This window comes from Nocardioides sp. Soil_C_8, assembly GCF_057656315.1.
In genome coordinates, this window is sequence record NZ_JBDGKQ010000001.1 from 618139 (window position 1) to 642633 (window position 24495).

Here is a 24495-nt window from a genome sequence, read left to right on the forward strand (position 1 = left end):
CTCCGGGTACGGATGTGGGCCAGGCTCTCCCCATCGACGGAGGTTCCATGTCCACGCACACCCTCGCCCGCTCGCTCCACGACCTCGGCCTCGCCGCCTGGTTCGGCGGGACGCTGGCCAACGCGACGGCCCTCAACGCGGCCGCCGGAGCGGCCGAGTCACCCCGGAGCACGGGTGCCGTCGCCAACCTCGGCTGGGACCGGTGGACACCCGTCAACGCGGCCGCCATCGGTGCGCACGTCGTCGGGAGCATCGGCATGCTCGGCAACGACCACGGCCGCCTCGCGGCCCAGAAGGGGTCGGCCCGGACGGTCGTCCTGAAGACGGCGCTCACCGCGGCCGCACTGGGCGTCACGGCCTACAGCCGCTTGCTCGGGCGGCAGGTCTCCGACGACACCCACGTGCCGGCCGAGTCGGGCACGCAGCCGTCCGCCCGGACCCCGCGCGACGTCGCCGAGGCGCAGCGCAAGCTCCGCCTGCTCCAGTGGGCCGTCCCGGCCCTCACCGGCGCCCTGGTGGTCGTCAGCGCCCGTGCCGGCGAGGAGCAGCGTCCGTCCAACCTGGTCGCAGGCGTGGCCGACGGCGTGCTCGACGGCGTCGCCGACCTGCTCCCCGGCTCGTCCCGATGACCGGAGCCCGTCTGGTCCCCGTCCGCAGGGGGCGCGACCCGAAGGGGATCGTGCTCGTCCTGCACGGCGGTGCCAGCCGGGGCGACCGGGCGATGGTCAGTCCTGCCCAGCTCTCGGTGCTGCGCATGGTGCCCCTCGCCCAGCGGATCGCCGTCGCCGGTCGGTCCCGGCTGGCGGTGCACCGCCTGCTCAACACCCACCGGGGCTGGGACTCCCGCACCACCCCGGTCATGGACGTCGCATGGGCGCTCCAGCAGGTCACCGAGCAGCACGGCGACCTGCCGGTGGCCCTGGTCGGCCACTCGTTGGGCGGTCGGGCCGCGCTCCTGGCCGGGCACGACCCGCAGGTGCGCAGCGTGGTGGCGCTGAACCCGTGGGTGCTGCCGACCGACCGGGTCGGACTGCGCGACACCCAGGTCCTCGTCGTGCACGGCGGCGAGGACCGCATCGCCCTGCCGACCCGCTCGGCCGAGCTCGCCCGGCGCCTGGAGACCACCACCCCCGTCGGCTACGTGACCATCCCGGGCGGCCGGCACGCGATGCTGCGGCACGCACGCGCCTTCGAGTCCTACGCCACGGACTTCGTCACCGCCACGCTCCTCGGCACCGCACCCCGCTCCGAGGCGGTCGCAGCGGTGCTCGACGGGTCGACGTACGTCGAGGGCTGACGCACCCCTGGCGGAAAAGGATTCGTCGCGCCCGAGCAGCGAAATCTAGGATCGGCCGGTGCGCACGCTCCCCGTCCCCGACCCAGGAGTGGCGGACCACCGCACGCCCCTCAGGTTCCTCTGGTGGCTGGCGCGCCAGCAGCTGCCGACGCTCGCCGGAGGCATGTTCTGGGGGATCCTCTGGGGCGCCTCGCTGGCGGTGATGCCGGCCGTGCTGGGGCGCGCCATCGACCGCGGCGTCGCCGCCAAGGACACCTCCGAGCTCGTGACGTGGACCGGGATCATGCTGGGCGTCGGCCTCGTGCAGGCGGTCAGCGGGATCATGCGACACCGCTTCGCCGTGACCAACTGGCTCACCACGGCCTACCGCACGGTCCAGCTCGTCACCCGGCAGACCGTCCGGCTCGGGGGCACGCTGCCGCGCAAGGTGTCGACGGGCGAGGTGGTCGCCATCGGCACCAGCGACCTGTCGCACCTCGGCGGCGTCATGGACATCACCGCGCGCTTCACCGGCGCGATCGTGTCGTTCCTCGTCGTCGCCCTCCTGCTGCTGCGCACGTCGGTGACCCTCGGCCTCGTGGTCCTGCTCGGCGTCCCGCTGCTGGTGCTGGCGATCGGCCCCCTGCTCAAGCCGCTGCAGGCGCGCAGCGCCCACCAGCGCCACCTCATGGGGTCGCTCTCCAACACCGCCAGCGACATCGTCAGTGGCCTGCGGGTGCTGCGCGGCGTCGGCGGCGAGCAGGTGTTCCTCGACCGTTACCGGCGGGAGTCGCAGGGGGCCCGGGCCGCCGGCGTCCGGGTGGCGCGCGTGCAGTCCGTGCTCGACGCGCTGCAGGTCCTGCTGCCCGGCGTCTTCGTCGTGCTGGTCGTCTGGCTCGGGGCCCGCGCCGCAGCCGGCGGCACCATCTCCCCCGGCGAGCTGGTGGCGTTCTACGGCTACGCCGCCTTCCTGCTCGTGCCGCTGCGCACGGCCACGGAGTTCGCCAACAAGACCATCCGGGGCCTGGTGGCCGCGCGACGTGTCTGCGCCGTGCTCGCGCTCGAGCCCGACGTCACCGACCCGGTCTCACCGCAGGCGGCACCTCCCCCGGGCAGCGTGCTGGCCGATGCCCGCACCGGGCTGCGCGTCGAGCCCGGCCGGATGCTCGCCGTCGTGAGCGACCGACCCGACGAGTCGGCCGTCCTGGCCGACCGCCTCGGCCTGGCCGCCGCGCCGCCGGACGACGACGTCACGCTGGGCGGCGTACCCCTCACCGCGCTGCCGCACGACGAGGTCCGCCGCCGCATCGTCGTGTCCGACACCGCGAGCCAGCTGTTCAGCGGGCCCCTGGGCGCGGGGCTCGACGTGCGGGGCCGCGGAGGGGTGGCGGCCGCGCTCCACACCGCCTCGGCGGAGGACGTCCTCGACGGCCTCGCCGACGGCCTCGACAGCGTGGTCGCCGAGCGCGGCCGCTCCTTCTCGGGCGGGCAGCGGCAGCGGCTCGTGCTCGCGCGGGTCCTGACCAGCGACCCCGAGGTGCTCGTCCTGGTCGAGCCGACGTCCGCCGTCGACGCCCACACGGAGGCACGGATCGCGTCGCGGCTCCACGAGCACCGCACGGGTCGGACGACGGTCGTCGTCACCGCCAGCCCGCTGCTGCTCGACGCCGTGGACGAGGTCGCCCTGCTCCTCGACGGACGGGTGGTCGCCACCGGCACGCACACCGAGCTGCTCGAGACCCACTCCGCCTACCGCGCGATCGTGACCCGCGAGGTGGAGCCGGAGCTCGATGCGGAGCCGACGGGGGTGGCAGCGTCGTGAGCATCGACACCCGGCTGCCCGTCGCCGACGCTGCGTCCGTACGCCGCTACGCGCGCGACCTCGCCCGGCGCCATCCGCGGATGCTCTGGTCCGCGCTCGCCCTCCACGTCCTCGCCGCCACCGCCGGCCTCGCCGCGCCCCGCCTGCTCGGCGGCCTCGTGCAGGCCGTCGAGGACGGCACCACGGTCGCGCACGTCGACCGGGTCGCGATGCTGCTGGCCGGCTTCCTCCTCCTGCAGACGGTGCTCACCCGCTACGCGCGCTACCTCTCGCAGGTGCTCGGCGAGCAGGTGCTGGCCGAGCTGCGCGAGGACTTCGTCCAGAACGCGCTGTCGCTCCCCGTCGGGACGGTCGAGTCGGCCGGCTCGGGCGACCTGCTGACCCGCACGAGCCGCGACGTCGACCAGCTCGGCTGGTCGGTGCGGTGGGCGCTGCCGGAGTGGACGATCGCCGTGGTGACCGCGGTCCTCACCTTCGCCGCCGCGCTGTCGGTCGGCTGGTGGGTGTTCCTGCCCTGCCTGCTCGCCCTGCCGCCGCTCGTCGCCGGGCTGCGGTGGTACCTCAGCCGGGCCCGTCCGGGCTACGAGCGCGAGTCGGCGTCGTACAGCCAGATCACGACGACCCTCGCCGAGACGGTCGAGGGCGCTCGCACCGTCGAGGCCCTCGGCCTCGGCGACGACCGGATCGCGCGCGGCGACGCCGACTGCGGCGACTCCTACGACGCCGAGCGCTACACGCTGCGGCTGCGCACGGTGTTCTTCCCCTCGATGGAGATCGCCTACCTGCTCCCGGTGGTCGGCACGCTGCTGTTCGGCGGCTGGCTCTACACCCGCGGCCAGGTGTCGCTCGCCGAGGTCACCGCGGCGACGCTCTACGTCCAGATGCTCATCGACCCGGTCGACCGGCTCGTCTCCATCCTCGACGAGCTGCAGGTCGGTGCGGCGTCCCTGGCCCGGCTGCTCGGCGTCGGCCAGGTGCCCGACGACCGCACCGTCTCCGGAGCCGTGCCGGACGGCGAGAAGCTCGACGCCGAGGACGTGCGCTTCTCCTACATCGACGGCCGCGACGTCCTCCACGGCATCGACCTCGACGTGGGCGTCGGTGAGCGGATCGCCATGGTCGGACCGTCGGGCGCCGGCAAGTCGACGCTCGGCCGGCTCCTCGCGGGCATCCACCCGCCGCGAACTGGCCGGGTCACCGTCGGCGACGTCGGGCTGGTCGAGCTGCCGCTCGACGACCTGCGTGGACACGTGGCGCTGGTGACCCAGGAGCACCACGTCTTCGTCGGCACCGTGTGGGAGAACGTCGTCCTGGCGCGCCCGGGCTCCTCGCTCGAGGACATCCGATCCGCACTCGCCGCGGTCGACGCGCTCGAGTGGGTCGACGCGCTGCCCGACGGACTCGACACCGTCGTCGGGTCCGGCGGCCGCTCGCTGACCCCGGCCCAGGCCCAGCAGGTCGCCCTCGCTCGGCTGGTGCTCGCCGACCCGCACACGCTCGTCCTCGACGAGGCCACCTCACTGATCGACCCGCGCGCCGCGCGGCACCTCGAGCGCTCGCTCGCGGCCGTGCTGGAGGGGCGCACGGTCATCGCGATCGCGCACCGGCTCTTCTCCGCCCACGACGCCGACCGGGTCGCGGTCGTCGAGGACGGCGTGATCTCCGAGCTGGGGCCGCACGACGACCTCGTCGCCGCCGGCGGGTCGTACGCCGCGCTCTGGGAGTCCTGGCACGGGAGGGGCTGACCGCCCTTGCCATCGTGACAGTGCCACTGTCACAGTTGAGGCATGCGCCTCGCCACCCTGCTGATGTACGACGGCAACCCGCGCAAGGCGGCCGACGAGGTGGTCGCCCTGGAGCGCGCCGGCCTCGACAGCGTGTGGGTCGCGGAGGCCTACGGCTTCGACGCACCCACGCTGATGGGCTACCTGGCCGCCAAGACCGAGACCGTGCAGATCGGCTCGGGCATCCTCAACATCTACTCCCGCACGCCGGGCGCGCTGCTCCAGACCGCGGCCGGGCTCGACAACGTCAGCCAGGGCCGCGCGATCCTCGGGCTCGGGGTGAGTGGGCCGCAGGTGATCGAGGGCTTCCACGGCGTGCCCTACCGCAAGCCGATGGCGCGCACCGCCGAGGTCGTCGACATCATCCGCCGCGGGCTCAGGCGCGAGGCGCTGTCGGCCGACGGGGAGTTCCACCTGCCGCTGACCAAGGACGACGGCGCCGTCACCGGCCTCGGCAAGCCGCTCAAGCTGCTGACCCGGCCTGAGCGCGACACCGTCCCTATCTGGATCGCCGCGCTCGGCCCGAAGAACGTCGAGCAGACCGCCGAGATCGCCGACGGCTGGATCCCGCACCTCTTCCACCCGGAGAAGGCACACCTCGTCTGGGGCGACGCGCTGGCCGCCGGGAACGCGAAGCGCCAGGAGGGCCTCGCCCCGCTGCAGGTGATGGCCGGCGGCATGGTGGCCATCGGCGAGGGCCCCGACACCAAGTCCCTGCTCGACTTCGCGCGTCCGATGTTCGCCCTCTACGTCGGCGGCATGGGCGCGAAGGGCAGGAACTTCTACAACGACGTCGCCCGCGCCTACGGCTACGAGAAGGAGGCCGAGGAGATCCAGGAGCTCTACCTCTCCGGCCGGAAGCGGGACGCCGCCGCGCTCGTGCCGACCGAGTGGCTGGAGGCGGCCAACCTCGTCGGCCCGGCGTCGTACGTCAAGGAGCGCATCGCCGCCTTCCGCGAGGCCGGCGTCACGGACCTCAACATCCACCCCGTCTCGGAGGACCCGGCGGCGACCGTCGCCCAGGTGAAGGAATGGGTGTCCTGAGCCGCGTGCACGCCCCGGGCCGCTACGCGAACCTCCGCCGGATCCGGTCCCTGGACCCGGAGGTCGACCACGACGAGATCCTGCGGCTGACCGCCCGCTTCGAGTTCCCCTGGGACTACTCGCAGGGCACCGGTGTCGCCTTCATGCGTGACTACGGCGTCCCCTCGATCGCCGCCCTCCTCGACCGCACCCGCGAGTTCGAGGACCACGGTGCCAAGCGCTACGACGACACCATCCTCATCGGCGACGAGGCGACGCTGGAGGGCATCGACTCACCCCGCTCGCACGCCGCGCTGCGCCGGCTCAACCGCATCCACGGCCACTACGACATCCCCGACCACGAGCTCGCCTACGTCCTCGCCACCACCATCGTCGGGCCGGTGCGCTGGATCGAGGCCTACGGCTGGCGCCGCCTCGACGACCACGAGATCGCCGCGATCACGAAGGTGACGACCCGCTTCGGCGAGCTGATGGGCCTCAAGGGCCTGCCCACGACGTACGACGGCTACCTGACCCTGCTGGTCGACTACGAGCGTCGGCACTTCGCCCACACCGCCGAGGCCACCCGGCTGGCGGAGGCGTCGATCCGCATCGCGAAGGGCGTCGCGCCGGCACCGCTGCGTCCGCTGGTCCGCCGGGTCACCGTCGCCGTGATGGACGAGCCGCTGCGCGTGGCGCTCGGTCTGCCGCGGCAGCCGCGGTGGCTCGTGCGGGCGGTGCGCGGCGGGCTTCGGGCGCGTGGACGGTTGCTGCGCCTCGCTCCCCCGCGCCGCACGGCCCATGTCCACCGGCCGAGCACCTACCCGCACGGCTACCGGCTCGAGGACCTCGGTCCGACCGCCATGCTCGACGCGCTCAACCGGGCGGCGTCATGAATTGGGGTTCACCCCGGCGATCACCAGGGCCGGTCGAGCAGGCCGGCCTTGCCCCGCTGCTGCTCCCCGAGCTGGGCGTCGAGCACGAGGAGCGCGCCGGTGAGGGCCGGCGTCGCCCACTGCAGCCACGCGAGCCTGCCGCGCGCGTCCTCGGCGACCTCCGGCTGCCGGGGGTGACCGTCCTCCCCGCTCGCGTCGCCGAGGCGCTGCCCGTAGACGTACGCAGCCGCGGACGAGGCGACGGCGGCACCGGTGAGCGCCGTCTTGGCCAGCACCGACGCGGTCGTCGGGGGGTGCGACACGACGCGGTTGCGGTTGTCGGCGAGGATCGCGATCCCGCTCAGCAGGTGCAGGCCGATCGCGGCGCCCTGCACCGGACCCCACCGCTCCCAGCCGGTGCCGGAGACCTCGACCCGCTCCCGCTCGCTGTCCGGCTCGCGGGCGGCCTGGTTCAGCCCGACCGCCCCCATCAGCGAGCCGCCGAACCAGGCAGCGTTCGTGACGAGGTGGGTCGCGCGGACGGCCGTGCTGAGGAACGTCATCCCACCAACGTAGGCACGCCCGGACGGCGTCGCCTCACCCCGTCGGGGAGGACCACCACCCCGGCCGACCCGGACCATCGGAGGACCCATGCCTGACCGCCCCAGCATCCTCGAGCAGGAGCACGAGGACTTCCGCGCCGTGGCCCGCGCCTTCTTCGAGAAGGAGGTGACGCCGCACCACGCCGCCTGGGAGGAGGCGGGCATCGTCGACCGCGAGGTCTGGCGCCGTGCGGGCGAGCGCGGGCTGCTGTGCTTCGACGTCGACGAGGCCTACGGCGGACCGGGCATCAAGGACTTCCGCTACAACATGGTGCTCGCCGAGGAGTCCGCGCGGGCCGGGGCCTCCGGGCCCGGCTTCGCCGTGCACACCGACATCATCGTCCCCTACATCTCCTCGCTCGGGACGGAGGAGCAGAAGCAGCGGTGGCTGCCCGGCTGCGTCTCCGGCGACATCGTCACCGCGATCGCGATGACCGAGCCCGGTGCCGGGTCGGACCTGCAGGGCATCCGTACGACGGCGGTCGACGCCGGCGACCACTACGTGCTCAACGGGTCGAAGACCTTCATCTCCAACGGCATCCTGTCCGACCTGGTCGTCGTGGTCTGCCGGACGAACCCGGACGCCGGCCACCAGGGCATCTCGCTGCTCGTCGTCGAGCGCGGCATGGAGGGGTTCGAGCGCGGCCGCAACCTCGCCAAGATGGGGCTGCACGCCCAGGACACCGCCGAGCTGTCCTTCACCGACGTACGGGTGCCGAAGGAGAATCTCCTCGGCGCCGAGGGCTCGGGCTTCGTCTCACTGATGGAGAACCTCCCCCAGGAGCGCATCTCGATCGGCTGCATCGCCGTCGCCGCCATCGAGCACGTCCTCGACCTCTGCCTGGCCTACGCCAAGGAGCGCGAGGCCTTCGGCAGGCCGATCGGGACGTTCCAGCACAACCGCTTCGTGCTCGCCGAGATGGCCACCGAGGCGCACGTCGCGCGGGTGTTCATCAACGACTGCGTGCTCCGTCTCAACGCCGGACAGGTCGACACGGCGCTGGCGTCGATGGCGAAGTGGTGGACCACGGAGCTGCAGAAGCGGGTCGTCGACGCCGGCGTCCAGCTGCACGGCGGCTACGGCTACATGGACGAGTACCCCATCTCCAAGGCCTACACCGACTCGCGCATCCAGACGATCTACGGCGGCACGACCGAGATCCAGAAGGAGATCATCGGCCGGATGCTGGGCCTGTAGCCGGTTGGTCGCGATCGTCTACGTTCTTGGGCATGGACCTTTTCGAGATGGACGAGACCCAGACGATGACCCGCGAGGAGGCCGCCGCCCGGCTGCGCACGCTGGCCGACTCGCTCGCCAAGCACAACTCGGTGGAGTTCTCCCGCGAGGGTGGCCGCGTCACGGTAGCCGTGCCCGACGAGGTGCGGCTCAAGGTCGAGGTCGAGCTCGGCGACGACAACGAGATCGAGATCGAGCTCACCTGGTAGCCGCCGCGTCGGCCCGCCTCAACGAACCGGCAGCCCCAGCTTGTCGAGCGCCTCGCGGAGGCGGTGCCGCCCGGCCATCGACTCCGGTCCAGCGAGCCGGGTGAGGACGCGGTCGGTCCAGCCGCCCGCCAGTCCGTACCGCTCGTTGTAGTCGGCGAGCCGCTCGTCGTAGGCCATGAGCTGGGCGTCGGCGCGCTCGGCGTCGTACGTCTCGTGGTGCAGCACCGCCTCCTGCGGGAGCCGCGGCTTCACGCCGGCGTGCTCCGCGGGGTCGGGACGCCCGACGGCGAGGCCGAACGCGGCGACGGCGTGCGCCGGGAGCCCGAGCTCCGCGGCGACGTCCTCGGGGTTGTTGCGGATCGCCCCGACGAAGCAGCTCCCGAGGCCGAGGGACTCCGCGGCGACGACGGCGTTCTGGGCGGCGAGTGCGACGTCGATGAAACCGATGAGCGCGGTCTCGAGGTAGTCGGCGGCCTCGAGCTTGTGCTCACGACGCTCGGCGAGGCGGCGGGCGCGGCCGAGGTCGGCGACCCAGACCAGCAGGAGCGGGGCCTCAGCAACGAACTGCTGCCGCGCGGCCAGCGTGGAGAGCCGACGGCGGCGCCCCGGGTCGCGCACCGCGACGACGCTCCACGGCTGGAGGTTGGACGACGTCGGGGCGGACTGCGCCGCCGCGACGAGCGTCCGCAGCTCGTCGTCGGAGACCTCACCCGGCAGGAACCGGCGCACGGAGCGGTGGGCCAGCTGGAGGCGGACCACGTCGGGCACCTCGGTGCGATCGGGGTCCACGGTCGCGCCGTAGCGCTGGTTCCAGCCGGTGTCCTGCGGGCGGTCGGTGATGGTCATCGTGACTCCTCGTCGTCAATTGACGACCATCTTAGTTGACTTACTCCATTTAGCCGCGCAGCACCTCGTCCAGCCGCGCCGCGAACTCGTCCGGCTTGCCGGTCTGGCCGTACTCGCCACCGAGGAAGCCGTTGTGGCCGCCGGGGAACACCGCCGGCTCGACCCCGAGCTCGCGCGCGACGGCGTGGCCGGCCCGCCCGGCGATCTCGCCGTCCTCGGGCCCACCCGACTCCTCCCCCACGCCGAGGACGACCGTGGTCGACGCGTCCCGGACGGCGGCGAGGTCCGGGACGCGGGTGCACCCCTCGCCGCGCATGTTGGCCATCAGTGCGTCGTTGCGCGACCCGTCGTCCTCGCTGGGCAGGCCGAACGTCGCCGGGTCCGGCACGGGCTCGGCTCCGGTCCACTCGCCGCGGTGCATCACCAGGCCGATGAAGCGAGCCATCGCGGGGCCGATGCCCGACGCGTCGTAGGTCGCCACCAGCTCCTCGCACGCCCGGCCGATGGCCTCGCCGTCCGGGAGCAGCGGCGCCATCGGCGGCTCGTGCGCCACCAGCACTCGTACGTCGTCGGGGTGCGCGGCGACCAGGAAGAGGGCGTTGACGGCGGCGCCGGACGTCGCGAACAGGTCGACCGGGCCCACGCCCAGCGCCTCGACGAGGGCGTGCAGGTCCTCGGCGTGCTGCTCCGGCGTCACTGCCGCTGTGTCGTCGTCGCGCGTGCTGCGCCCGACGTTGCGCGGGTCGGTCAGCACGAGCACCCGGTCCTCCAGCCGGGCCACGAGGCTGCCGAATCCGGTGCTGTCCATCGGTGAGCCGGCCAGGACCAGCGGCGGCCTGTCGGGGGTCGCGTCGGCGAGGTCGCCGACGACGTCGAAGGACAGGACGGCGCCGGGGACCGCGACGGTGCCGGGCGTGCGGGTTGCGTCAGTCATGTCGCCATCATCGAACCGGCCCCGGATCGTCCGCATCGCCCTTTAGTCTGCGCGGATGACCGACTTCACCGAGCAGGACCTCTCCGGGTCGAGCTTCCAGCGGGTGGACCTCTCGCGCAGCACGTTCCGGGGCGCCGACATGAGCGAGCTCGACGTCCGCGAGGTCGACCTGAGCCGCACCCGCGTGCGGGCGGCGTACTTCGACGGCGTGCGGATGACCGGGGTCGAGGTCCCGGACATGGAGATCAGCGGCGAGGTGCTGCGACTCGTGGTCAACGGGGTCGACGTCGTCCCGCTCGTGGAGGCCGAGCTCAACCGGCGGATGCCCGAGCGCGCGCTGATGTCGCCCACCGACGTCGCGGGCTTCCAGGAGGCGTTCGCCGTCCTCGACCGCCTGTGGGGCGAGACGATGGGCCACGCCCGGGCCGTGCCCACCGAGCGGCTGCACGAGCAGGTGGACGGCGAGTGGTCGTTCATCGAGACCCTGCGCCACCTGGGGTTCGCGCACGCGTGCTGGGTCGGCGGCGTCGTGCTCGCCGACCCCTCGCCCTGGCACCCGCTCGACCTGCCGTGGGACGAGGCGCCCGTGCACGAGGGCGTGCCGTGGGAGCGGCGTGCGCGGCCCGAGCTGCACGAGGTCATGGCGCTGCGCCGGCAGCGGCGCGCGACGGTCGCAGAGGTGCTCGACGGCCTGACCGACGCCGGACTGGGCCGGCCGGTCTCGTCGGCCACGCCCTTCCTCGCCGACGCCACCGGGCTGACCGTCGCCGACTGCCTGCGGGTCGTCCTCAACGAGGAGTGGGAGCACCGGCTCTACGCCGAGCGCGACCTGGCGGTGCTGGCGTCGCGCTGACCCGCTGGAGCACACTGGGCGCGTGAGTGACACCGCTTCCCTGGGCGCACGGCTCGCCCACGCGATCGCCGCGAAGGACGAGGCGGCGCTGCGCGCCGTGCTGGCCGACGACGTCGACTTCCGCGGGCTGACCCCCGGTCGGTCGTGGGAGGGCACCGGGCCCGACGCCGTCGTGGAGACCGTGTTCGGCTCGTGGTTCGAGCCGGACGACGAGATCGAGCGGGTCCTGGACGTCTCCGAGCGCGACGACGTCGCCGACACCTCCCACGTCAGCTACCGCTTCGACCTCCTCACGCCGGGTGGGTCGTACGTTGCCGAGCAGCAGGCCTACTACCGCGGCACCGACGCGATCGAGCACCTGCGCGTGATGTGCTCCGGCTTCCGCCCGAGGTGACGCTCCTCTCCTGACGTCCTGCTCATAGGCGCCGCGCGCCGCGGGTACCCCTGCCGCGTGACGTCCCCCTCCTCCCGATCGACCTCGTCCGCACGGGTGCGCGAGGCGGCCGAGCGCTCGTTCGGGCACCGCGAGCTGCTGCCCGGGCAGGAGGAGGCCGTGCAGGCGCTCCTCGAGGGGCGCGACGTGCTGCTCGTCGCCCCCACCGGTGCCGGCAAGTCGCTGGCCTACCAGCTCGCCGGTCTGCTGCTCGACGGCTGCACGGTCGTCGTGTCCCCGCTGCTCGCGCTGCAGCAGGACCAGGTGGCCTCCCTGGAGGAGGTCGGCCTCAGCGCCGCGAGGCTCAGCTCCTCGGAGACGGACGAGGAGCGCGAGCGGGTGCTGGCCGCCGCCCGCGACGGCGACCTCCGCTTCCTGCTCCTCTCCCCCGAGCAGCTGGCCAACCCGGACGTGCTGGCGGAGGTGGCCGCGATCGAGCCGACGCTCGTGGCGGTGGACGAGGCGCACTGCGTCTCGTCGTGGGGCCACGACTTCCGCCCCGACTACCTCCGGCTCGGTGAGCTCGTCGAGCAGCTCGGAGCGCCCCGGGTGATCGCCATGACCGCGACCGCCGCGCTCCCCACGCAGCAGGACATCGTCGACCGGCTCGCCCTGGAGGACGCCCTCGTGGTCCTCACCGGATTCGAGCGCGACAACATCGCGCTCGCCGTCGAGCGCTTCGCCGACGCCGACGAGCAGGCCGCCCGCGTGCTCGCCATCGTCGACGAGCTCTCCGGTGACCAGGGCGGCAGGAGCGGCAGCGGCGTCGTCTACTGCCGCACGCGCAAGGGCGCGGAGTCCGTCGCCGCCGCGCTCGCCGGGCGGGGACACGACGCCGCGGCCTACCACGCCGGGCTCTCCCAGAAGCGACGCGACGAGGTGCACGAGGCGTTCATGACCGGCGACCTGCCTCTGGTCGCCGCGACCTCGGCCTTCGGGATGGGCGTCGACAAGCCCGACATCCGCTTCGTCGTCCACGCCGACGTCCCCGAGTCGCCGGACACCTACTGGCAGGAGGTCGGCCGCGCCGGGCGCGACCGCGCCACCGCGACGGCCGTGCTGGCCTACCGCGCCGAGGACCTGTCGCTCGGACGCTTCTTCACCACCCCGGTGCCCAAGCGGCGCGACGTGCGCGCGGTCGTCAGGGCGGTCGCGGAGACCGGCAGCGAGGAACCCCGCGAGCTGGGCGAGCACCTCGACTTCGGTCAGCGCAAGGCCGGGCGCCTCGTCAACCTGGTGCGCCTGGCGCGCGAGGCCGACGAGCTGCCGGACGACGCCGACCTGGAGACGGTGGTGGACGCCGTCGTGGAGCGGGCCGAGGCGCAGCGCAAGCTCGAGGGCTCGCGGGTCGAGATGATGCGGGCGTACGCCGAGACGGAGCGGTGCCGCAGCGCCTTCATGCTCGGCTACTTCGGCGCCGAGGTGCGCGACCGGTGCGGGATCTGCGACAACTGCGTGGCCGGCGTCGCGCCCGACGAGACCGCCGACCCGGGTGTGCCGTACGCCGTCCAGAGCACCGTGCGGCACGCGGAGTTCGGCCTCGGCACGGTCACCGACGTGGAGGACGACCGGATCACGGTCCTCTTCGAGGACGAGGGCTACCGCACGCTCGCGCTCGACCTCCTCGAGGAGCGGGGGCTGCTCGAGGTCATGTGAGGCGCGCGGCGAGCGCGCGCCCCAGGCGTATGCCGGAGAGCCAGGCGGTCTCGACCTTGGGCGTCTCGCCCCACCCGTCGCCGCACACGCCGACCGGACGGTCGCCGTCGACGAGGGCGTAGGGCTCCTCGCGCCGACCCGTGGGGCGGGCGAAGGTCCACCGGTGGGCGTCGACGTCCGCGGGCGCGCCGACGCCGAGGAGCCGCTGCACCGCGTGCAGCACGGCGGGCACGGCCCCGGCTGGGTCGTCGAGGTGGCGCGCGGCCAGCTCCGGTGTCGAGTGGGCCACGAGCACCGGGGCGTCGTCGCCGCGACGGCGGCCGTCGTCGGCGATCCAGGCGACATCGGGGTCGTCGTTGACGAAGGCGCCGTCGAAGCGGCCGGTCGGGCCGGTGCCGTCCCAGGTGCGCAGGGTCCAGCGAGCGGCGACGGCGATCACCGGCTCCCACTCACGGCTCAGCTCGCGGCCGACCGGATGGTCACCCACGAGCCGACTGGCCTGCGGGTCCGGCATGGCGAGGACGACGGCGCCCGCGTCGAGCTCGTCGAGCGATCGCAGGTCCCGTCGCTCGACGGCCAGGTCGGCGGCCAGGTCCTCGACCAGCGACCGGAGGCCGCCGGGTGCGCCCCAGCGCACCGGACCGGTGGTGCTCCCGGCTGCGGGTCCACCCAGCGCGAGGAACGTGTCGGTCCACTCGCGGGCCAGCCCGCGCGCGGCCCAGTCGTCGACGACCTCGGCGAACCCGGGGTCGCTGACGGTGAGGTAGGACGCGCCCAGGTCGACGCGACGACCCCACAGCGTGCGCGCCGCCATGCGCCCACCGGGCACCCGGCCCCGCTCGAGGACGCGGACGTCGAGGCCGGCCGTCCTCAGCTCGCGGGCGCAGGCCACGCCGGAGAGCCCGGCGCCCACGACCACCACGTCGGCTCCCATGCGGCGACCCTAGGCCAGGCTGCCAACGCCTCACCCGGCGCCGGCGGGCGACGGGAGCCGGCCCGCGGTGGACCGGCTCCCGACGTGCTTCAGGACTGCCTGACCCGCGTCAGCGGCGTACCGCCGTGTGCAGGGTGGTGCGCGAGGGCAGGTCCGTGCTCGAGGTCGGCGTCAGCTCGACGCGGACGACGAGCTTTCCCGCCTTCCTGGTGAGCTTGTGCGGCAGTCGCACCGAGCGGCGCGTGTCGCCGTCGACCTCGACGACCCGGACCACGGTGACCTTGCCCCGTTCGGCGGTGATCCGCACGGTGCCGGCCGCGGTGGCCTTCAGGCGGACGACTGCCTTCTTGCCGACCCGCAGCTTCGAGGCCCGCGGGCGGACGTCGGTCTGCGACATCGCGGGCGCCGGGGACGGTGACGTGGACGGCACCGGCGTCGGCGCCGTCGTCGGGGCAGGCGTCGGGGCAGGCGTCGGCTCGGGAGTGGGAGCGGGGACCGGCGCGTCGACGCCGGCCTCGGTGACCCACTTGCGGCCGTCGTCGGTCTTGGTCACGGTGAACTCGTCGTAGACCGCGCCGATCGGCAGGTCGGTGGTGGCGTCGGCGGTCTTCTCGGCCAGGTAGGACTTGTAGACCAGCGTGTCCTCCGAGACGTCGATGACCTGGTACGTCGTCACGCCCGCGCCGCGGAGCACCTGGGTCGCGCCGTTGAGCGTCCACACGTTCTTCTCGTCGGTCTCGAGCTCGTAGTGCTTGGCGCCCGAGTTGGACACGATGTAGACCGGGCCGTCGGTGATGCCGGCGTCGGCCGTGAGGTCGTCGTTGTTGTAGCCGCGTGCGTAGGTGTGGTCGTGGCCCATCTGCACCAGGTCGATGTCGTGCTCCTGGAAGACCGGGACCCAGTACTTGCGCAGGATGGGCTCGTTGCGGCCCGCGCTGGTCGAGTAGACCGGCTGGTGGAAGGTGACGACGTTCCACTTCGACTCGGTGGTCGACAGGACGTGGTCGAGCCACTTCGCCTGGTACTCGGTCCAGAGCTCGCCGACCTTCGTGGACGGGCAGGTCGTGGCGAGGCAGACGGGCAGGTTCTCAGGCGTCAGGAAGGTCGTGTCGCGGGTGGCGTTGACGGTGATGAAGCGCACGCCCTGGTAGTCGGTGAAGTAGACCGTCTCGGCCGCGAACTCCGACCAGTGCTCGAAGTACGCACGGTACTGCGCGGCGACCTCGTCGTCGCCTGTCGCGAGCTCGGCCATGTCGCCGATGGTCTCGACCGTCGGCTGGTTGAGGGGGTACTCGAAGTTGGCCTTCCACGCCTTCATGTAGCGGTCGCCGGAGTACTCGTGGTTGCCGGGCGCCGCCATGATGTTCCTGGTCGCGGCGGAGGTCTCCATGCCCTTGAACCAGTTGACCCACTGGGTCTCGTTGCTGGCGGTGTCGATCAGGTCGCCGGCGTGCACCGAGCCGATGGCGTCGGGCGCGGTCGCGAGGGACTGGTCGACCACCTCCGGCCAGGTGGTGTCGAGGCCGATCTGAGCGTCCCCGTAGTAGATGTAGGAGAAGTCGGTGACGTCCGGGTCGGCGGTGGTGAAGGTGTGCCACGGGCTCCACGCCGCGGCGTTGCCGACGCGGTAGCGGTACTCGGTGCCCTGCTGGAGGCCGCCGACTGTCGCGGAGAAGTGCTCGAGGGGGTTGTTGTTCACGACCCCCTGCGGGTAGCCGCGGAGCGTGCGGGTGAGCCCGCCCGCGGCCGGCTGGACCTGGACGCGACCGACGGTCTCGCCCTCGGCACCGGCCTGCCACGAGAAGGACTGCGACCGGGTCGGGTCCTCGGTGGGGGTCAGGATGACCCGCGACGGCGGCTGGGCGGCCGGCGACTCGAGGACGGGCACCAGCTCCTTGAAGTCGAAGTAGATGTCGCTGCTGGTCTCGCGGTCCTGGAAGAGCGCGACGGCGACCGTGTTGGTGCCGGGCTCGAGCACCTCCGGGGAGATGGTGAACGTGCCGGTGACCGGCGCGCCGCCGGAATTGCCGGCGTACTGCAGGTTCGTCGAGGTGTCGGTCGCCCGCTCGTCGGCGGCGTTGTAGACCCGGTCGCCGTTCACGTAGACGCGGAGCGCGTCGTCGAAGACCACCTCGGCGCCGAGGCCGGCGATCGAGTCGATCGTCTCGGCGTCGATGTCGAAGGTGCTGCGGAAGAAGAACGTCGGCACGTTCGGGGCGGAGGTCCCGTCGACGTACTGGTTCAACAGGGTCGTCGGCGTGTAGCCGCTCACCGAGCCGAGCTGGCCGCGGATGGCGCCGAACGCGCCGGTGGCCGACTTCCAGCCGGAGGCGTCGTACGACGCCCCGGTCCACGCGAGGACGTCCTCGGCACCGCGGTGCGGCTCGGTGTTGTCGTCGAGGTAGCGCCACGTCGTGTCGGCGGTGCTGATCAGGGGGTCGGTCGACACGGCCGCTTCGGCCGGGGCGTCGGCGATCAGGGTGGTGGTGCTCGCGAGGAGCACCGACGCGACGCCGGTCGACACGAGGAGCGAGGCGAGGCGTCGTGGTCGGCCTGAGGTGGCCACGGTCTGCTTCATCATTCCCTTTCACGGGTGGCCCGCGCGGACGCGGGAGACGGAGTACGCCGTCCGCCCCGCATCCGAGTGCAGCCACGTGTCCCGCAGGGGGTGCGACCGTGAACGCCCGGCGACCCCCGCGCGACCTCCTGCTGGACCGGTCCGAAAGAGGGACCAAAGGATGACGGGACGCTGCGACGAAGGTCCGGGTCTTCCCCACCTTCCCGGTCGGATCGGGACTGTCGCCCCGTGCGCGGCGCGGGGCGGGCTCCCATCCTGAGGAGATGAGGACCGGAGAGACGTTGCGCGCAGTGGCGGTTCTGCTCGCTGCTCTGGTCGCCGGCTGCAGCGACGGACCGGCGAGCTCGTCCGGGTCGTCCACGCCCTCTGCGGCTGCGGTGTCCACTGCCACCTCCCCGCCCGCCTCGCCCCGCCCGATGTCGCAGCACCGGCTCGACAAGCTGGAGCGCTTCCTCGAGGGGGTGGAGTACCTGGACCGCATCCCGCCCGGCTTCGAGCTGCGGGACGTGGACTACACGTCCCGCACCGACGCCGCCGCCTACTTCGTGGACACCCGGGTCGGGATCGACCGAGGGACGATCATCGCCACCACCGACGACAACTGGCGCCACGCTGTCCGCTTGCGCATCCCCGACGAGCTCGCCGACCTGGTCGACTACGTCCCGCTGGGCCGGGGCGCCATCGGCATCAAGGCGCGGGACCAGTTCCCGACCCGGATGTACCCACCGTTCGTCCTCTATCCCGACGGCGAGGTGAAGCCGCTGCGGGTCGTGGACTCCCGGCCTCCCGACGTGGACACCGACGTGGTCGGGGTGGGTGTCTACGACCTCCTGTACGGATTGCGCTCAGACCAGGCAACGGGACTGTGGGCAGCCGACGTGGAGGCCGCGCAGGTCTTCCCGATCGGTGGTGCCTCGAGCGGCTACGTGCTCCAGCACCTCCCCGGCCGGGAGGGCACGTTGATGAACGTGCTGGAGTACCGGCGCGGCATCGGAGGCGGCGTGTGGCGTCACGAGACGTCGACCGACGGCGGGCGCTCGTGGCAGCGCACAGACGTGGCCCTGCCGCTGGGACACAAGACCTTGGCGTGGTACGCCGACGTCACCACGCACGCCGTCGGGCCACGACACCTGCAGGCGATCGCGATGTCACACGCCTGGGAGGACCTGCCGCTGTACATGTGGGAGCTGTGGTGGACCGGTGACGAGGACGCGTTCCATCGGGTCCGGCTGCCCTGGGACCGACTCCGCTTCGGCGGCATGGCCTTCACGCCGGACGGCGCGCTCCTCCTGGCTGAGGTCGGAGGCTCCGACCACTACTGCGACCAGCTCACGTGCAACCGTCCCGGCCGCATCTGGCGCCTCGCCTCCCCCACTGCCGCGCCGAGGCTGCTGCGCGGGGCTCCACGTCTCTTCGGCCCGTTCTGGGCGGTCGGCATCCGTTCATCTGGCGGCTGGATCGTCGCGCGCACCGGGATGCGGACGATTGCGCTGTCCCGCGACGGCCGTCGGTGGAGAGAGGTCACGCCCGGAGGTTGAGGGCGACGAATCCGGCGACGGCCCACATGGGCACCACGAAGATCAACAGCCCGACCACGTCCATGCGCCGGAGACTACGTCGCCGCGCGTGTCGCACGGACAGGAACGCACCAGCTGACCGTCCTGCCCGCGCCCCGGTGACAGGCTTACGCTCCCCGGATGGGAATCGTCCACCACACCGCCACGCTGTCGCCCACCAAGCAGGAGCTCGTCGAGGCGTGGCTCCCGAGCCGGCCGTGGGCCGAGGGACACCGGATCGCCGGCAAGGTCGCGGAGTACCGCTTCGACGACCCCGAGGGCGAGGTGGGCGTGGAGACGATCCTGTGGCGCACCGACGACGGCGCCGTCCTCCAGACGCCGCTCACCTACCGGGCCGCCCCCCTCGACGGTGCCGACGCGCACCTCGTCGGCACCACGGACCACTCGGTGCTCGGCAAGCGCTGGGTGTACGACGGGTGCGGCGACCCGGTGTGGGCCGCCACCCTGGTCGACACGATCGAGACGGGAGGCCGGCAGGCCCAGATGTTCATCGAGCAGGACGGCCGGCGCGTCGACGTACCTCCCCGGATGCAGGTCCGCGGCAGCGGCAGCGACGCCAGCGTCCCCCGGACCATCAGCATCGACGAGGTGACGGACGACGGCGCCGTCACGGTCGTCTCCGCCGACGAGCTGGAGATCGCGGTCGCCCGCGTCGTCGGTGTGCCGCTGGGCGATGGCCCGCACCTCAACGGGAGCGTCGGCGACAGCGACGAGACGACCGTGCTCGTGGTGCTGCGACGGCACTGAGCTTCACCGAGCCGCGACACCTTGGGCAGCCGCGCTGGGCTCCCGGGATCGCGACGTCGCCGGCCACACGACGCAGGCTGCCGCAACGAGGAGTGCTCCTGTCACGGCTCCCGTCCAGGGCGTGGAGTCGTGCGACATGTATCCGACGAGCAGCGGGCCGAACATGACCTCCGCCAGCGGGGTCGCGAGGCCGACGAGAACGGCGATCACGACCCGCCAGCGTCTCGTTCGGTGAGGAGTCCGGTCGTCGCGGCTGGCGGCCGCAGCCGTTCCCAGCGCCAGCGGCAGGACGAAGGACCAGAAGAGGATCGCTGGGACGGGGTCCCCGCTCACCACCTCATGAGCTCGTCCAGCACGCCACGTCCAGGCACCGGTCAGCAGCACCGCCACGGCCGGTACGGCCACTGCCAGGCACACGAGCGGGCGCACGGGCTGCCACAGCCAGGGCAGCACCGCCACCGCGAAGGCGAGCACGACCATGGCAGCCCCGGCGAGCTCGGCAGCGTTGCCGACAGGTGCCCATGGGGCGGTCGGTGCCACGTAGTCGTACAGGTGGTCCTGGAGCCTGATGCAGGCGGCCGCGTCGAAGTCCCCGCGCTCGCACGCCGGCCACCAGCGCTCGGCAGCCGCAGCCACCCACAACGCGCCCGCAAGCGCGAGCAGGACGGCCACCACCACTCGCACGAGCCACCGCACGTCGTACCTCCCGGAGTCGACCACCACTCTCCCCGTCCGACGGCGGCCGATCAGGGGCCCCACCCGGACGTACTCCACTTCGGGGACCGGGAAGCCGTCAGGCACCGTCCTCGGACTCGAAGAGGGCCTGGCGCTGGCGCGCAGCGTCCATCGCGGCGAGGAACCTGTCGTCGTACTCGGGGTCGTCCGAGCGGATCGAGGCGATCACGTGCTCGTCGAGGACCCGGGTCTCCCCCTCACGGACCTTCTGCAGCACGACGCGCGTCTCCCCCTCGACGTCGTAGTGCGCGACGCACCAGGTGCCCGCGGGCATGACCCGGGCGCCCTCGCCAGCGGGACGCAGGAGGAACGACACCGCCCAGAAGACCAGGAGTCCTGCCAGGCCGACCACGATGACGGCCTCGATCATGACCATGAGTCGATTGTGCGCGGCTGCCGGACCCGGTGCCAGCGTCGTACGCTCCCGGGATGGACTCCCGCTGGACCACCTCGCGACAGGCGTTCGCCGAGGCTTCGCAGTGGTTCGTCGCCACCACAGCGCTGGTCGACGGCCGGTGGGACGGCCCCGGCCTGGGCGAGTGGGACGTCCGCAGCCTCGTCGGCCACACCAGCAGATCGCTGCTGACGGTGGAGACCTACCTCGCCCGCCCCGCAGAAGGAGTGGAGGTCCCTTCGACCGCCGACTACTACCGCGCGACCAGGGCAGCTGCTGCCGGTCCGGGCGTCGCGGAGCGGGGCAGGGAGGCGGGACAGGCGCTGGGGGCGGACCCGGCCGCTGCCGTCGCCGAGATCCGGGAGCGCGTCGTCGAGCTGGTCGGGGACTGCGACGGCACCGAGCTGGTCACCACGATCGCCGGCGGCATGCGGCTGAGCGACTACCTGCCGACCCGTACCTTCGAGCTCGTCGTGCACACCGCCGACCTCGCGGCGGCGATCGGCGTGCCGTCCGAGCCGCCCGCGGTCCCGGGGCAGCAGGCGCTCGCACTCGTCGCCCGCCTGGCCATCGACGAGGGCCGGGCCGGGCTGCTGCTGCGAGCGACCACCGGGCGGGAGGGACTTCCGGCCGGTTTCTCGGTGCTGTGACCGCCGCCAGGACGGATGCGGCACCTACGCTGACCCCATGCCAGCGTCCCGCACCCGCCGCGCGCGAGCAGCCCGCAAGCGCCAGCGGCGGATGGCGAGTGTCGAGCACGACCTGAGCCCGGCGGAGTGGACGGCGCTGCAGGAGGCGTGGGGCGGGTGCGCCTACTGCGGTGCGGCGGGCGGACCCCTGCAGAAGGACTGCGTGCTCCCCATCTCGCGCGGCGGTCGCTACACGCTCCTCAACGTCGTCCCGGCCTGCGCGTCCTGCAACGCGAGCAAGTGCAACGACGAGGTGACGGGCTGGCTGCGCCGCAAGCGGCTCGACGAGCGCGCCTTCCTGGTCCGCAACGCGGCGATCCTCGAGGTCGTGGTCAGCGACCCACCCGGGCCGTCGGTCGGGTCCGCACCGTCTCCGGGTCGAGTCCCGGAGCCTCGGCCCGAACGCGCACGGTGACCCGCTTGCCCACGTGCGCGGGCTTGAGCACGAGCCGTCGCAGGGTTGCGCCGGGCACGGCCCTGCCGCCGACGAACCACCGGTAGGAGCGCTCGACGTCCTCCGGGTCCCATCGGCCGCGTGAGACCCAGAGCGTGCGTCCCACCTTCGTGACGCCCTTGATGCGGGGCCGGACCAGGTTGACCACCTCGGCCTCGCCGGACGGCGGCACGACGACAGGCGCGGGCGGCGGCACGACGACAGGTGCAGGTGCAGGCGCCACCGTGACGGGTGCGGTGGGGCCCGACAGCGCCGACCCGGTGATCCACCCGGACGCCGTCCCGGTGACCCGGACGCGCACGACCTTGCCGACGTCGGCGGCGGTCGGCACGTAGGTCGTTCCGGTCGGGTCGTCGGCAGGTGAGCTGTCGTCCCCCACGACCCACCGGTAGGTGAGGTCGATGCCCGACGGTGACCAGGTGCCGGGAGAGGCAGTCAGCGTGCGACCGACCTGGGGGGATCCGCTGATCGTCGGCGGCTCCTCGTTGGTGATGGTGCCCCCGAGCATCGCGTCCGCCTCGACGTGGTCACCGCTCTGCAGGACGAAGGGGTCTGCCGACCAGAGGCCGGACGCGTCGTCCCAGAACTCCTGCAGTCCGGTCGCCGGGTCGTAGAACTCGACGACGTACGTGTCCGCCTTCAGGCGGTCGATCTCGTAGTGACCGAGCGCATCGGTCGTGTAGACGGTCGGCCAGCCCGTGGCACCACCGCCCGCGACGACCCACATCGACACCTTCCCGCCCGCCAGTGGCTCCCCCGTCGCCGTGGTCAGCTGTCCGGTGATGGTCGCTGCGGCCTCGAGCTCGACGTCCACCAGGGTGGTGGTGGTGTCAGCCTTGATGGGAACAGGCGTGGGGAGCGTGGCGAGGTTGCGGTTCAGGTACCACTCGGTCGCGAAGTCACCCTCTGGGTCGTAGTACTGGACGTAGTAGCCGAACGCGTCAGGCGGGAGCTGGCCGATCTCGTAGACGCCGTCAGCATCGGTCTCGTCCTGACGGAGGACCTGCCCGTGGTCGTAGAAGGAGACCTGGATCCCCGCGAGCGGATTCCCGTCCGAGTCGGTCACCCTGCCTGTCGCCGCACCGGGACCGTCCGCCTGGGCACTCCCGGCGGGGGCGACGGTCAGCGCAAGGAGCACAGCGAGAAGCACTGTCACCTTGGTGAAGAGCGGTCGACGGCCACGGTTCATGGCTTCTCCAGTGAGAGCGGCTTCGACTCCTCAGGGTACGGCGAATCGCGCTTCCGCGCGCCTGAACGCTGCGCGGTCTGGTCCAGCGGCTACAGGGGCGTGTCCTCCGGCACCACCCGGAGCACGCTGAGGGTCCCGGCCTCGCGGCCCACCACGACCTTCACCCCGTCGAGCCTCTCCAGGGCGGCGCGTACGTCGTCCACCTCGATGCGGGTGTCGACGGCGATGTCGGCGTCGCGGACCGGCACGGCCGTCTCCGGCCAGTCGGACGAGTCGACCTCGAAGGGGTCGAAGTCGGTCTGGGCCGCCGACCACAGCTGCAGCGCGGACTCGGCGACCATGTCGTCGGTGGTGGACTGATCGGGCGTCATGCGTCGACGGTACCCATCCAGTTGACTGGGCCCATGGCCACCCGACTCCTGCTCCTGGCGGACACCCACGTCCCGAAGCGCGCCCGCGACCTGCCGGCCGAGGTGTGGCGGGCGGTGGAGGCGGCCGACCTGGTCGTCCACGCCGGCGACTGGGTCGACGTACGCCTCCTCGACGAGCTCGAGGCGCGCTCGGCCCGGCTCGTCGCGTGCTGGGGCAACAACGACCACGGCGAGCTGCGCGAGCGGCTGCCCGAGGTCGCGCGGGTCGAGGTCGAGGGCGTGCGCCTCGGCGTGGTCCACGAGACCGGGCAGGCGAAGGGCCGCGAGGAGCGCATGCAGGCGACGTACGACGACCTCGACGTGCTCGTCTTCGGCCACAGCCACATCCCGTGGGACACCGTCACCCCCAGCGGCCTCCGGCTGCTCAACCCCGGCTCCCCCACCGACCGGCGCCGACAGCCCCACGGCACGTACCTGACGGCGACGGCCGGGGACGGCCGCCTCACGGACGTCGTCCTGCACCGGCTCCCGCCACGGGCATAGGCGCCCACCCCCGGTCGTCGAGCGACCGCGAGCCCGACCGCGCCACCGCCCAGCCCAGCGCCACGAGCGCGGCACCGAACGCGAGGAAGCCCAGGTCCCACGCGAGCGGGCCGCCCAGGTCGTCGCGCACGTGGTGCACTCCGAGCAGCTGGTGGTCGACGAGGCCCTCGACCAGGTTGAAACCGCCCCAGCCGGCCAGCACCCCGCCGAGGTGGAACCGCCAGCTCGGCGGCAGCCGTCCCTGCCGCCACTGCGCGAGGGTGACGACTGACGCGCCGACCACGACGAACCACGTGACGAGGTGGAAGAAGCCGTCGGCCAGGGTGTTGACCTCCAGCCCCGCCACGGTCGTGACCGGGTGGTCAGCCGTGGCACTGAGCATGTGGTGCCACTGCAGCACCTGGTGCAGGACGATCCCGTCGACGAAGCCGCCCAGCCCGACGCCGTACATCAGGCTCGCAGCAGCGGACGGACGGTCTCCTACGGCGGTCGACATCCATCCCCGTACCCACGCGACCGAGGCCCAACGGCCCCCTCGGACAGGGTCAGGCGTCGGGGCCGTCCGGATCGCGGGTCGGGCAGGCCTCGTTGGTGCACTCGCGCACGTCGACAGTGGGGTCGCCCCCACCGACGACCCCGTCCACCGGGCCCGCGGGGCCCTCCTGGGCGGCCACCGTCGTGGACGCTCCCGGGCGTGGGCGGAGCCGGACCTCGGAACCGCACACGGAACAGGG

At 72.8% G+C, this 24495-nt stretch carries 27 protein-coding genes; 16 read left to right on the forward strand and 11 right to left on the reverse strand.

Translation table 11 applies throughout. The features are described from left to right. Positions 1-47: 47 nt before the first annotated feature. Genes AC3A3L_RS03060 through AC3A3L_RS03085 form a run of 6 tightly spaced genes read left to right on the forward strand, consistent with a single transcriptional unit; the run spans position 48 to position 6801 of the window. Positions 48-629, forward strand: a complete 582-nt coding sequence (locus AC3A3L_RS03060) for a hypothetical protein (protein WP_487638565.1) — start codon at positions 48-50, stop codon at positions 627-629. After that, positions 626-1297: an alpha/beta hydrolase gene (locus AC3A3L_RS03065; protein ID WP_487638566.1), complete on the forward strand. Its 672-nt coding sequence runs from the start codon at positions 626-628 to the stop codon at positions 1295-1297. Before AC3A3L_RS03060 ends, AC3A3L_RS03065 begins: the two co-directional genes overlap by 4 nt. Before the next feature lie 58 nt (positions 1298-1355). Further along, on the forward strand, positions 1356-3098 hold the full coding sequence (locus AC3A3L_RS03070) for an ABC transporter ATP-binding protein (protein ID WP_487638567.1): 1743 nt from the start codon (positions 1356-1358) through the stop codon (positions 3096-3098). Beyond that, complete coding sequence (locus AC3A3L_RS03075; RefSeq protein ID WP_487638568.1) at positions 3095-4843, forward strand: ABC transporter ATP-binding protein; 1749 nt, start codon at positions 3095-3097, stop codon at positions 4841-4843. The genes AC3A3L_RS03070 and AC3A3L_RS03075 overlap by 4 nt, the downstream gene beginning before the upstream one ends. 42 nt (positions 4844-4885) lie before the next feature. Beyond that, positions 4886-5926: an LLM class F420-dependent oxidoreductase gene (locus AC3A3L_RS03080; protein ID WP_487638569.1), complete on the forward strand. Its 1041-nt coding sequence runs from the start codon at positions 4886-4888 to the stop codon at positions 5924-5926. After that, entirely contained in the window at positions 5914-6801 is an 888-nt protein-coding gene (locus AC3A3L_RS03085) for an oxygenase MpaB family protein (RefSeq protein WP_487638570.1), read from the forward strand. Before AC3A3L_RS03080 ends, AC3A3L_RS03085 begins: the two co-directional genes overlap by 13 nt. A gap of 20 nt (positions 6802-6821) precedes the next feature. On the opposite strand, the gene AC3A3L_RS03090 is transcribed toward AC3A3L_RS03085, so the two are convergent. Next, positions 6822-7343: a hypothetical protein gene (locus tag AC3A3L_RS03090; protein ID WP_487638571.1), complete on the reverse strand. Its 522-nt coding sequence runs from the start codon at positions 7341-7343 to the stop codon at positions 6822-6824. Positions 7344-7431: 88 nt separating this feature from the next. Between AC3A3L_RS03090 and AC3A3L_RS03095 the strand changes: the two genes are divergently transcribed. Next, positions 7432-8580: an acyl-CoA dehydrogenase family protein gene (locus AC3A3L_RS03095; RefSeq protein ID WP_487638572.1), complete on the forward strand. Its 1149-nt coding sequence runs from the start codon at positions 7432-7434 to the stop codon at positions 8578-8580. A 32-nt stretch (positions 8581-8612) separates the two neighbouring features. After that, on the forward strand, positions 8613-8828 hold the full coding sequence (locus AC3A3L_RS03100) for an amphi-Trp domain-containing protein (protein ID WP_487638573.1): 216 nt from the start codon (positions 8613-8615) through the stop codon (positions 8826-8828). An 18-nt stretch (positions 8829-8846) separates the two neighbouring features. On the opposite strand, the gene AC3A3L_RS03105 is transcribed toward AC3A3L_RS03100, so the two are convergent. Both AC3A3L_RS03105 and AC3A3L_RS03110 read right to left on the reverse strand, forming a co-directional pair. After that, positions 8847-9674 carry an NADPH-dependent oxidoreductase gene (locus AC3A3L_RS03105; RefSeq protein ID WP_487638574.1) on the reverse strand — a complete coding sequence of 276 codons (828 nt, stop codon included), beginning with the start codon at positions 9672-9674 and terminating at the stop codon, positions 8847-8849. 49 nt (positions 9675-9723) lie between these two features. Continuing rightward, a complete protein-coding gene (locus AC3A3L_RS03110) occupies positions 9724-10608 on the reverse strand; it encodes an alpha/beta fold hydrolase (RefSeq protein ID WP_487638575.1) in 885 nt (294 codons plus the stop codon). A gap of 55 nt (positions 10609-10663) precedes the next feature. On the opposite strand from AC3A3L_RS03110, the gene AC3A3L_RS03115 reads away from it, so the two are divergent. The 3 genes from AC3A3L_RS03115 to AC3A3L_RS03125 are packed head-to-tail and all read left to right on the forward strand — an operon-like array spanning position 10664 to position 13550. Then, positions 10664-11461 carry a DinB family protein gene (locus tag AC3A3L_RS03115; RefSeq protein WP_487638576.1) on the forward strand — a complete coding sequence of 266 codons (798 nt, stop codon included), beginning with the start codon at positions 10664-10666 and terminating at the stop codon, positions 11459-11461. A 22-nt stretch (positions 11462-11483) separates the two neighbouring features. Then, on the forward strand, positions 11484-11855 hold the full coding sequence (locus tag AC3A3L_RS03120; protein ID WP_487638577.1) for a hypothetical protein: 372 nt from the start codon (positions 11484-11486) through the stop codon (positions 11853-11855). A 57-nt stretch (positions 11856-11912) separates the two neighbouring features. Next, positions 11913-13550: a RecQ family ATP-dependent DNA helicase gene (locus AC3A3L_RS03125; protein WP_487638578.1), complete on the forward strand. Its 1638-nt coding sequence runs from the start codon at positions 11913-11915 to the stop codon at positions 13548-13550. Here AC3A3L_RS03125 and AC3A3L_RS03130 read toward each other — a convergent pair. Together AC3A3L_RS03130 and AC3A3L_RS03135 are read right to left on the reverse strand one after the other, a co-directional pair. Further along, positions 13543-14484, reverse strand: a complete 942-nt coding sequence (locus tag AC3A3L_RS03130; RefSeq protein WP_487638579.1) for an NAD(P)/FAD-dependent oxidoreductase — start codon at positions 14482-14484, stop codon at positions 13543-13545. The genes AC3A3L_RS03125 and AC3A3L_RS03130 overlap by 8 nt on opposite strands. 109 nt (positions 14485-14593) lie before the next feature. Next, the gene (locus tag AC3A3L_RS03135) at positions 14594-17062 is read right to left on the reverse strand and encodes a purple acid phosphatase family protein (RefSeq protein ID WP_487638580.1); all 2469 of its coding nucleotides are present in this window, start codon (positions 17060-17062) and stop codon (positions 14594-14596) included. Between the two features lie 263 nt (positions 17063-17325). Between AC3A3L_RS03135 and AC3A3L_RS03140 the strand changes: the two genes are divergently transcribed. Both AC3A3L_RS03140 and AC3A3L_RS03145 read left to right on the forward strand, forming a co-directional pair. Further along, entirely contained in the window at positions 17326-18600 is a 1275-nt protein-coding gene (locus AC3A3L_RS03140; RefSeq protein ID WP_487638581.1) for a hypothetical protein, read from the forward strand. A gap of 159 nt (positions 18601-18759) precedes the next feature. Continuing rightward, the gene (locus AC3A3L_RS03145; protein WP_487638582.1) at positions 18760-19386 is read left to right on the forward strand and encodes a CG0192-related protein; all 627 of its coding nucleotides are present in this window, start codon (positions 18760-18762) and stop codon (positions 19384-19386) included. A gap of 3 nt (positions 19387-19389) precedes the next feature. Here AC3A3L_RS03145 and AC3A3L_RS03150 read toward each other — a convergent pair whose 3' ends face one another. Beyond that, complete coding sequence (locus AC3A3L_RS03150) at positions 19390-20106, reverse strand: hypothetical protein (protein ID WP_487638583.1); 717 nt, start codon at positions 20104-20106, stop codon at positions 19390-19392. A 73-nt stretch (positions 20107-20179) separates the two neighbouring features. After that, positions 20180-20497, reverse strand: coding sequence for a hypothetical protein (locus tag AC3A3L_RS03155; protein WP_487638584.1), 318 nt, complete (start codon positions 20495-20497; stop codon positions 20180-20182). Between the two features lie 53 nt (positions 20498-20550). On the opposite strand from AC3A3L_RS03155, the gene AC3A3L_RS03160 reads away from it, so the two are divergent. Further along, positions 20551-21165, forward strand: a complete 615-nt coding sequence (locus AC3A3L_RS03160) for a maleylpyruvate isomerase N-terminal domain-containing protein (RefSeq protein ID WP_487638585.1) — start codon at positions 20551-20553, stop codon at positions 21163-21165. 37 nt (positions 21166-21202) lie between these two features. Continuing rightward, complete coding sequence (locus AC3A3L_RS03165) at positions 21203-21619, forward strand: HNH endonuclease (protein WP_487638586.1); 417 nt, start codon at positions 21203-21205, stop codon at positions 21617-21619. On the opposite strand, the gene AC3A3L_RS03170 is transcribed toward AC3A3L_RS03165, so the two are convergent. Both AC3A3L_RS03170 and AC3A3L_RS03175 read right to left on the reverse strand, forming a co-directional pair. Further along, on the reverse strand, positions 21537-22724 hold the full coding sequence (locus AC3A3L_RS03170) for a hypothetical protein (RefSeq protein ID WP_487638587.1): 1188 nt from the start codon (positions 22722-22724) through the stop codon (positions 21537-21539). The two genes, AC3A3L_RS03165 and AC3A3L_RS03170, sit on opposite strands and share 83 nt — an antisense overlap. 212 nt (positions 22725-22936) lie before the next feature. Next, positions 22937-23218, reverse strand: a complete 282-nt coding sequence (locus AC3A3L_RS03175) for a hypothetical protein (protein ID WP_487638588.1) — start codon at positions 23216-23218, stop codon at positions 22937-22939. Positions 23219-23251: 33 nt separating this feature from the next. On the opposite strand from AC3A3L_RS03175, the gene AC3A3L_RS03180 reads away from it, so the two are divergent. Beyond that, complete coding sequence (locus tag AC3A3L_RS03180; protein ID WP_487638589.1) at positions 23252-23761, forward strand: metallophosphoesterase family protein; 510 nt, start codon at positions 23252-23254, stop codon at positions 23759-23761. On the opposite strand, the gene AC3A3L_RS03185 is transcribed toward AC3A3L_RS03180, so the two are convergent. Continuing rightward, positions 23721-24257 carry a DUF2243 domain-containing protein gene (locus AC3A3L_RS03185; RefSeq protein ID WP_487638590.1) on the reverse strand — a complete coding sequence of 179 codons (537 nt, stop codon included), beginning with the start codon at positions 24255-24257 and terminating at the stop codon, positions 23721-23723. The two genes, AC3A3L_RS03180 and AC3A3L_RS03185, sit on opposite strands and share 41 nt — an antisense overlap. A 49-nt stretch (positions 24258-24306) precedes the next feature. Then, entirely contained in the window at positions 24307-24435 is a 129-nt protein-coding gene (locus AC3A3L_RS03190; protein WP_487638591.1) for a hypothetical protein, read from the reverse strand. Between the last annotated feature and the right edge of the window lie 60 nt (positions 24436-24495).

Coding starts and splice junctions, on each gene's coding strand:
- AC3A3L_RS03060 (WP_487638565.1), top strand. CDS start 48: ATGTCCACGCACACCCTCGCCCGCTCGCTCCACGACCTCGGCCTCGCC.
- AC3A3L_RS03065 (WP_487638566.1), top strand. CDS start 626: ATGACCGGAGCCCGTCTGGTCCCCGTCCGCAGGGGGCGCGACCCGAAG.
- AC3A3L_RS03080 (WP_487638569.1), top strand. CDS start 4,886: ATGCGCCTCGCCACCCTGCTGATGTACGACGGCAACCCGCGCAAGGCG.
- AC3A3L_RS03085 (WP_487638570.1), top strand. CDS start 5,914: ATGGGTGTCCTGAGCCGCGTGCACGCCCCGGGCCGCTACGCGAACCTC.
- AC3A3L_RS03090 (WP_487638571.1), bottom strand. CDS start 7,343: ATGACGTTCCTCAGCACGGCCGTCCGCGCGACCCACCTCGTCACGAAC.
- AC3A3L_RS03095 (WP_487638572.1), top strand. CDS start 7,432: ATGCCTGACCGCCCCAGCATCCTCGAGCAGGAGCACGAGGACTTCCGC.
- AC3A3L_RS03100 (WP_487638573.1), top strand. CDS start 8,613: ATGGACCTTTTCGAGATGGACGAGACCCAGACGATGACCCGCGAGGAG.
- AC3A3L_RS03105 (WP_487638574.1), bottom strand. CDS start 9,674: ATGACCATCACCGACCGCCCGCAGGACACCGGCTGGAACCAGCGCTAC.
- AC3A3L_RS03110 (WP_487638575.1), bottom strand. CDS start 10,608: ATGACTGACGCAACCCGCACGCCCGGCACCGTCGCGGTCCCCGGCGCC.
- AC3A3L_RS03115 (WP_487638576.1), top strand. CDS start 10,664: ATGACCGACTTCACCGAGCAGGACCTCTCCGGGTCGAGCTTCCAGCGG.
- AC3A3L_RS03130 (WP_487638579.1), bottom strand. CDS start 14,484: ATGGGAGCCGACGTGGTGGTCGTGGGCGCCGGGCTCTCCGGCGTGGCC.
- AC3A3L_RS03135 (WP_487638580.1), bottom strand. CDS start 17,062: ATGAAGCAGACCGTGGCCACCTCAGGCCGACCACGACGCCTCGCCTCG.
- AC3A3L_RS03140 (WP_487638581.1), top strand. CDS start 17,326: ATGAGGACCGGAGAGACGTTGCGCGCAGTGGCGGTTCTGCTCGCTGCT.
- AC3A3L_RS03145 (WP_487638582.1), top strand. CDS start 18,760: ATGGGAATCGTCCACCACACCGCCACGCTGTCGCCCACCAAGCAGGAG.
- AC3A3L_RS03155 (WP_487638584.1), bottom strand. CDS start 20,497: ATGGTCATGATCGAGGCCGTCATCGTGGTCGGCCTGGCAGGACTCCTG.
- AC3A3L_RS03160 (WP_487638585.1), top strand. CDS start 20,551: ATGGACTCCCGCTGGACCACCTCGCGACAGGCGTTCGCCGAGGCTTCG.
- AC3A3L_RS03165 (WP_487638586.1), top strand. CDS start 21,203: ATGCCAGCGTCCCGCACCCGCCGCGCGCGAGCAGCCCGCAAGCGCCAG.
- AC3A3L_RS03175 (WP_487638588.1), bottom strand. CDS start 23,218: ATGACGCCCGATCAGTCCACCACCGACGACATGGTCGCCGAGTCCGCG.
- AC3A3L_RS03180 (WP_487638589.1), top strand. CDS start 23,252: ATGGCCACCCGACTCCTGCTCCTGGCGGACACCCACGTCCCGAAGCGC.
- AC3A3L_RS03185 (WP_487638590.1), bottom strand. CDS start 24,257: ATGTCGACCGCCGTAGGAGACCGTCCGTCCGCTGCTGCGAGCCTGATG.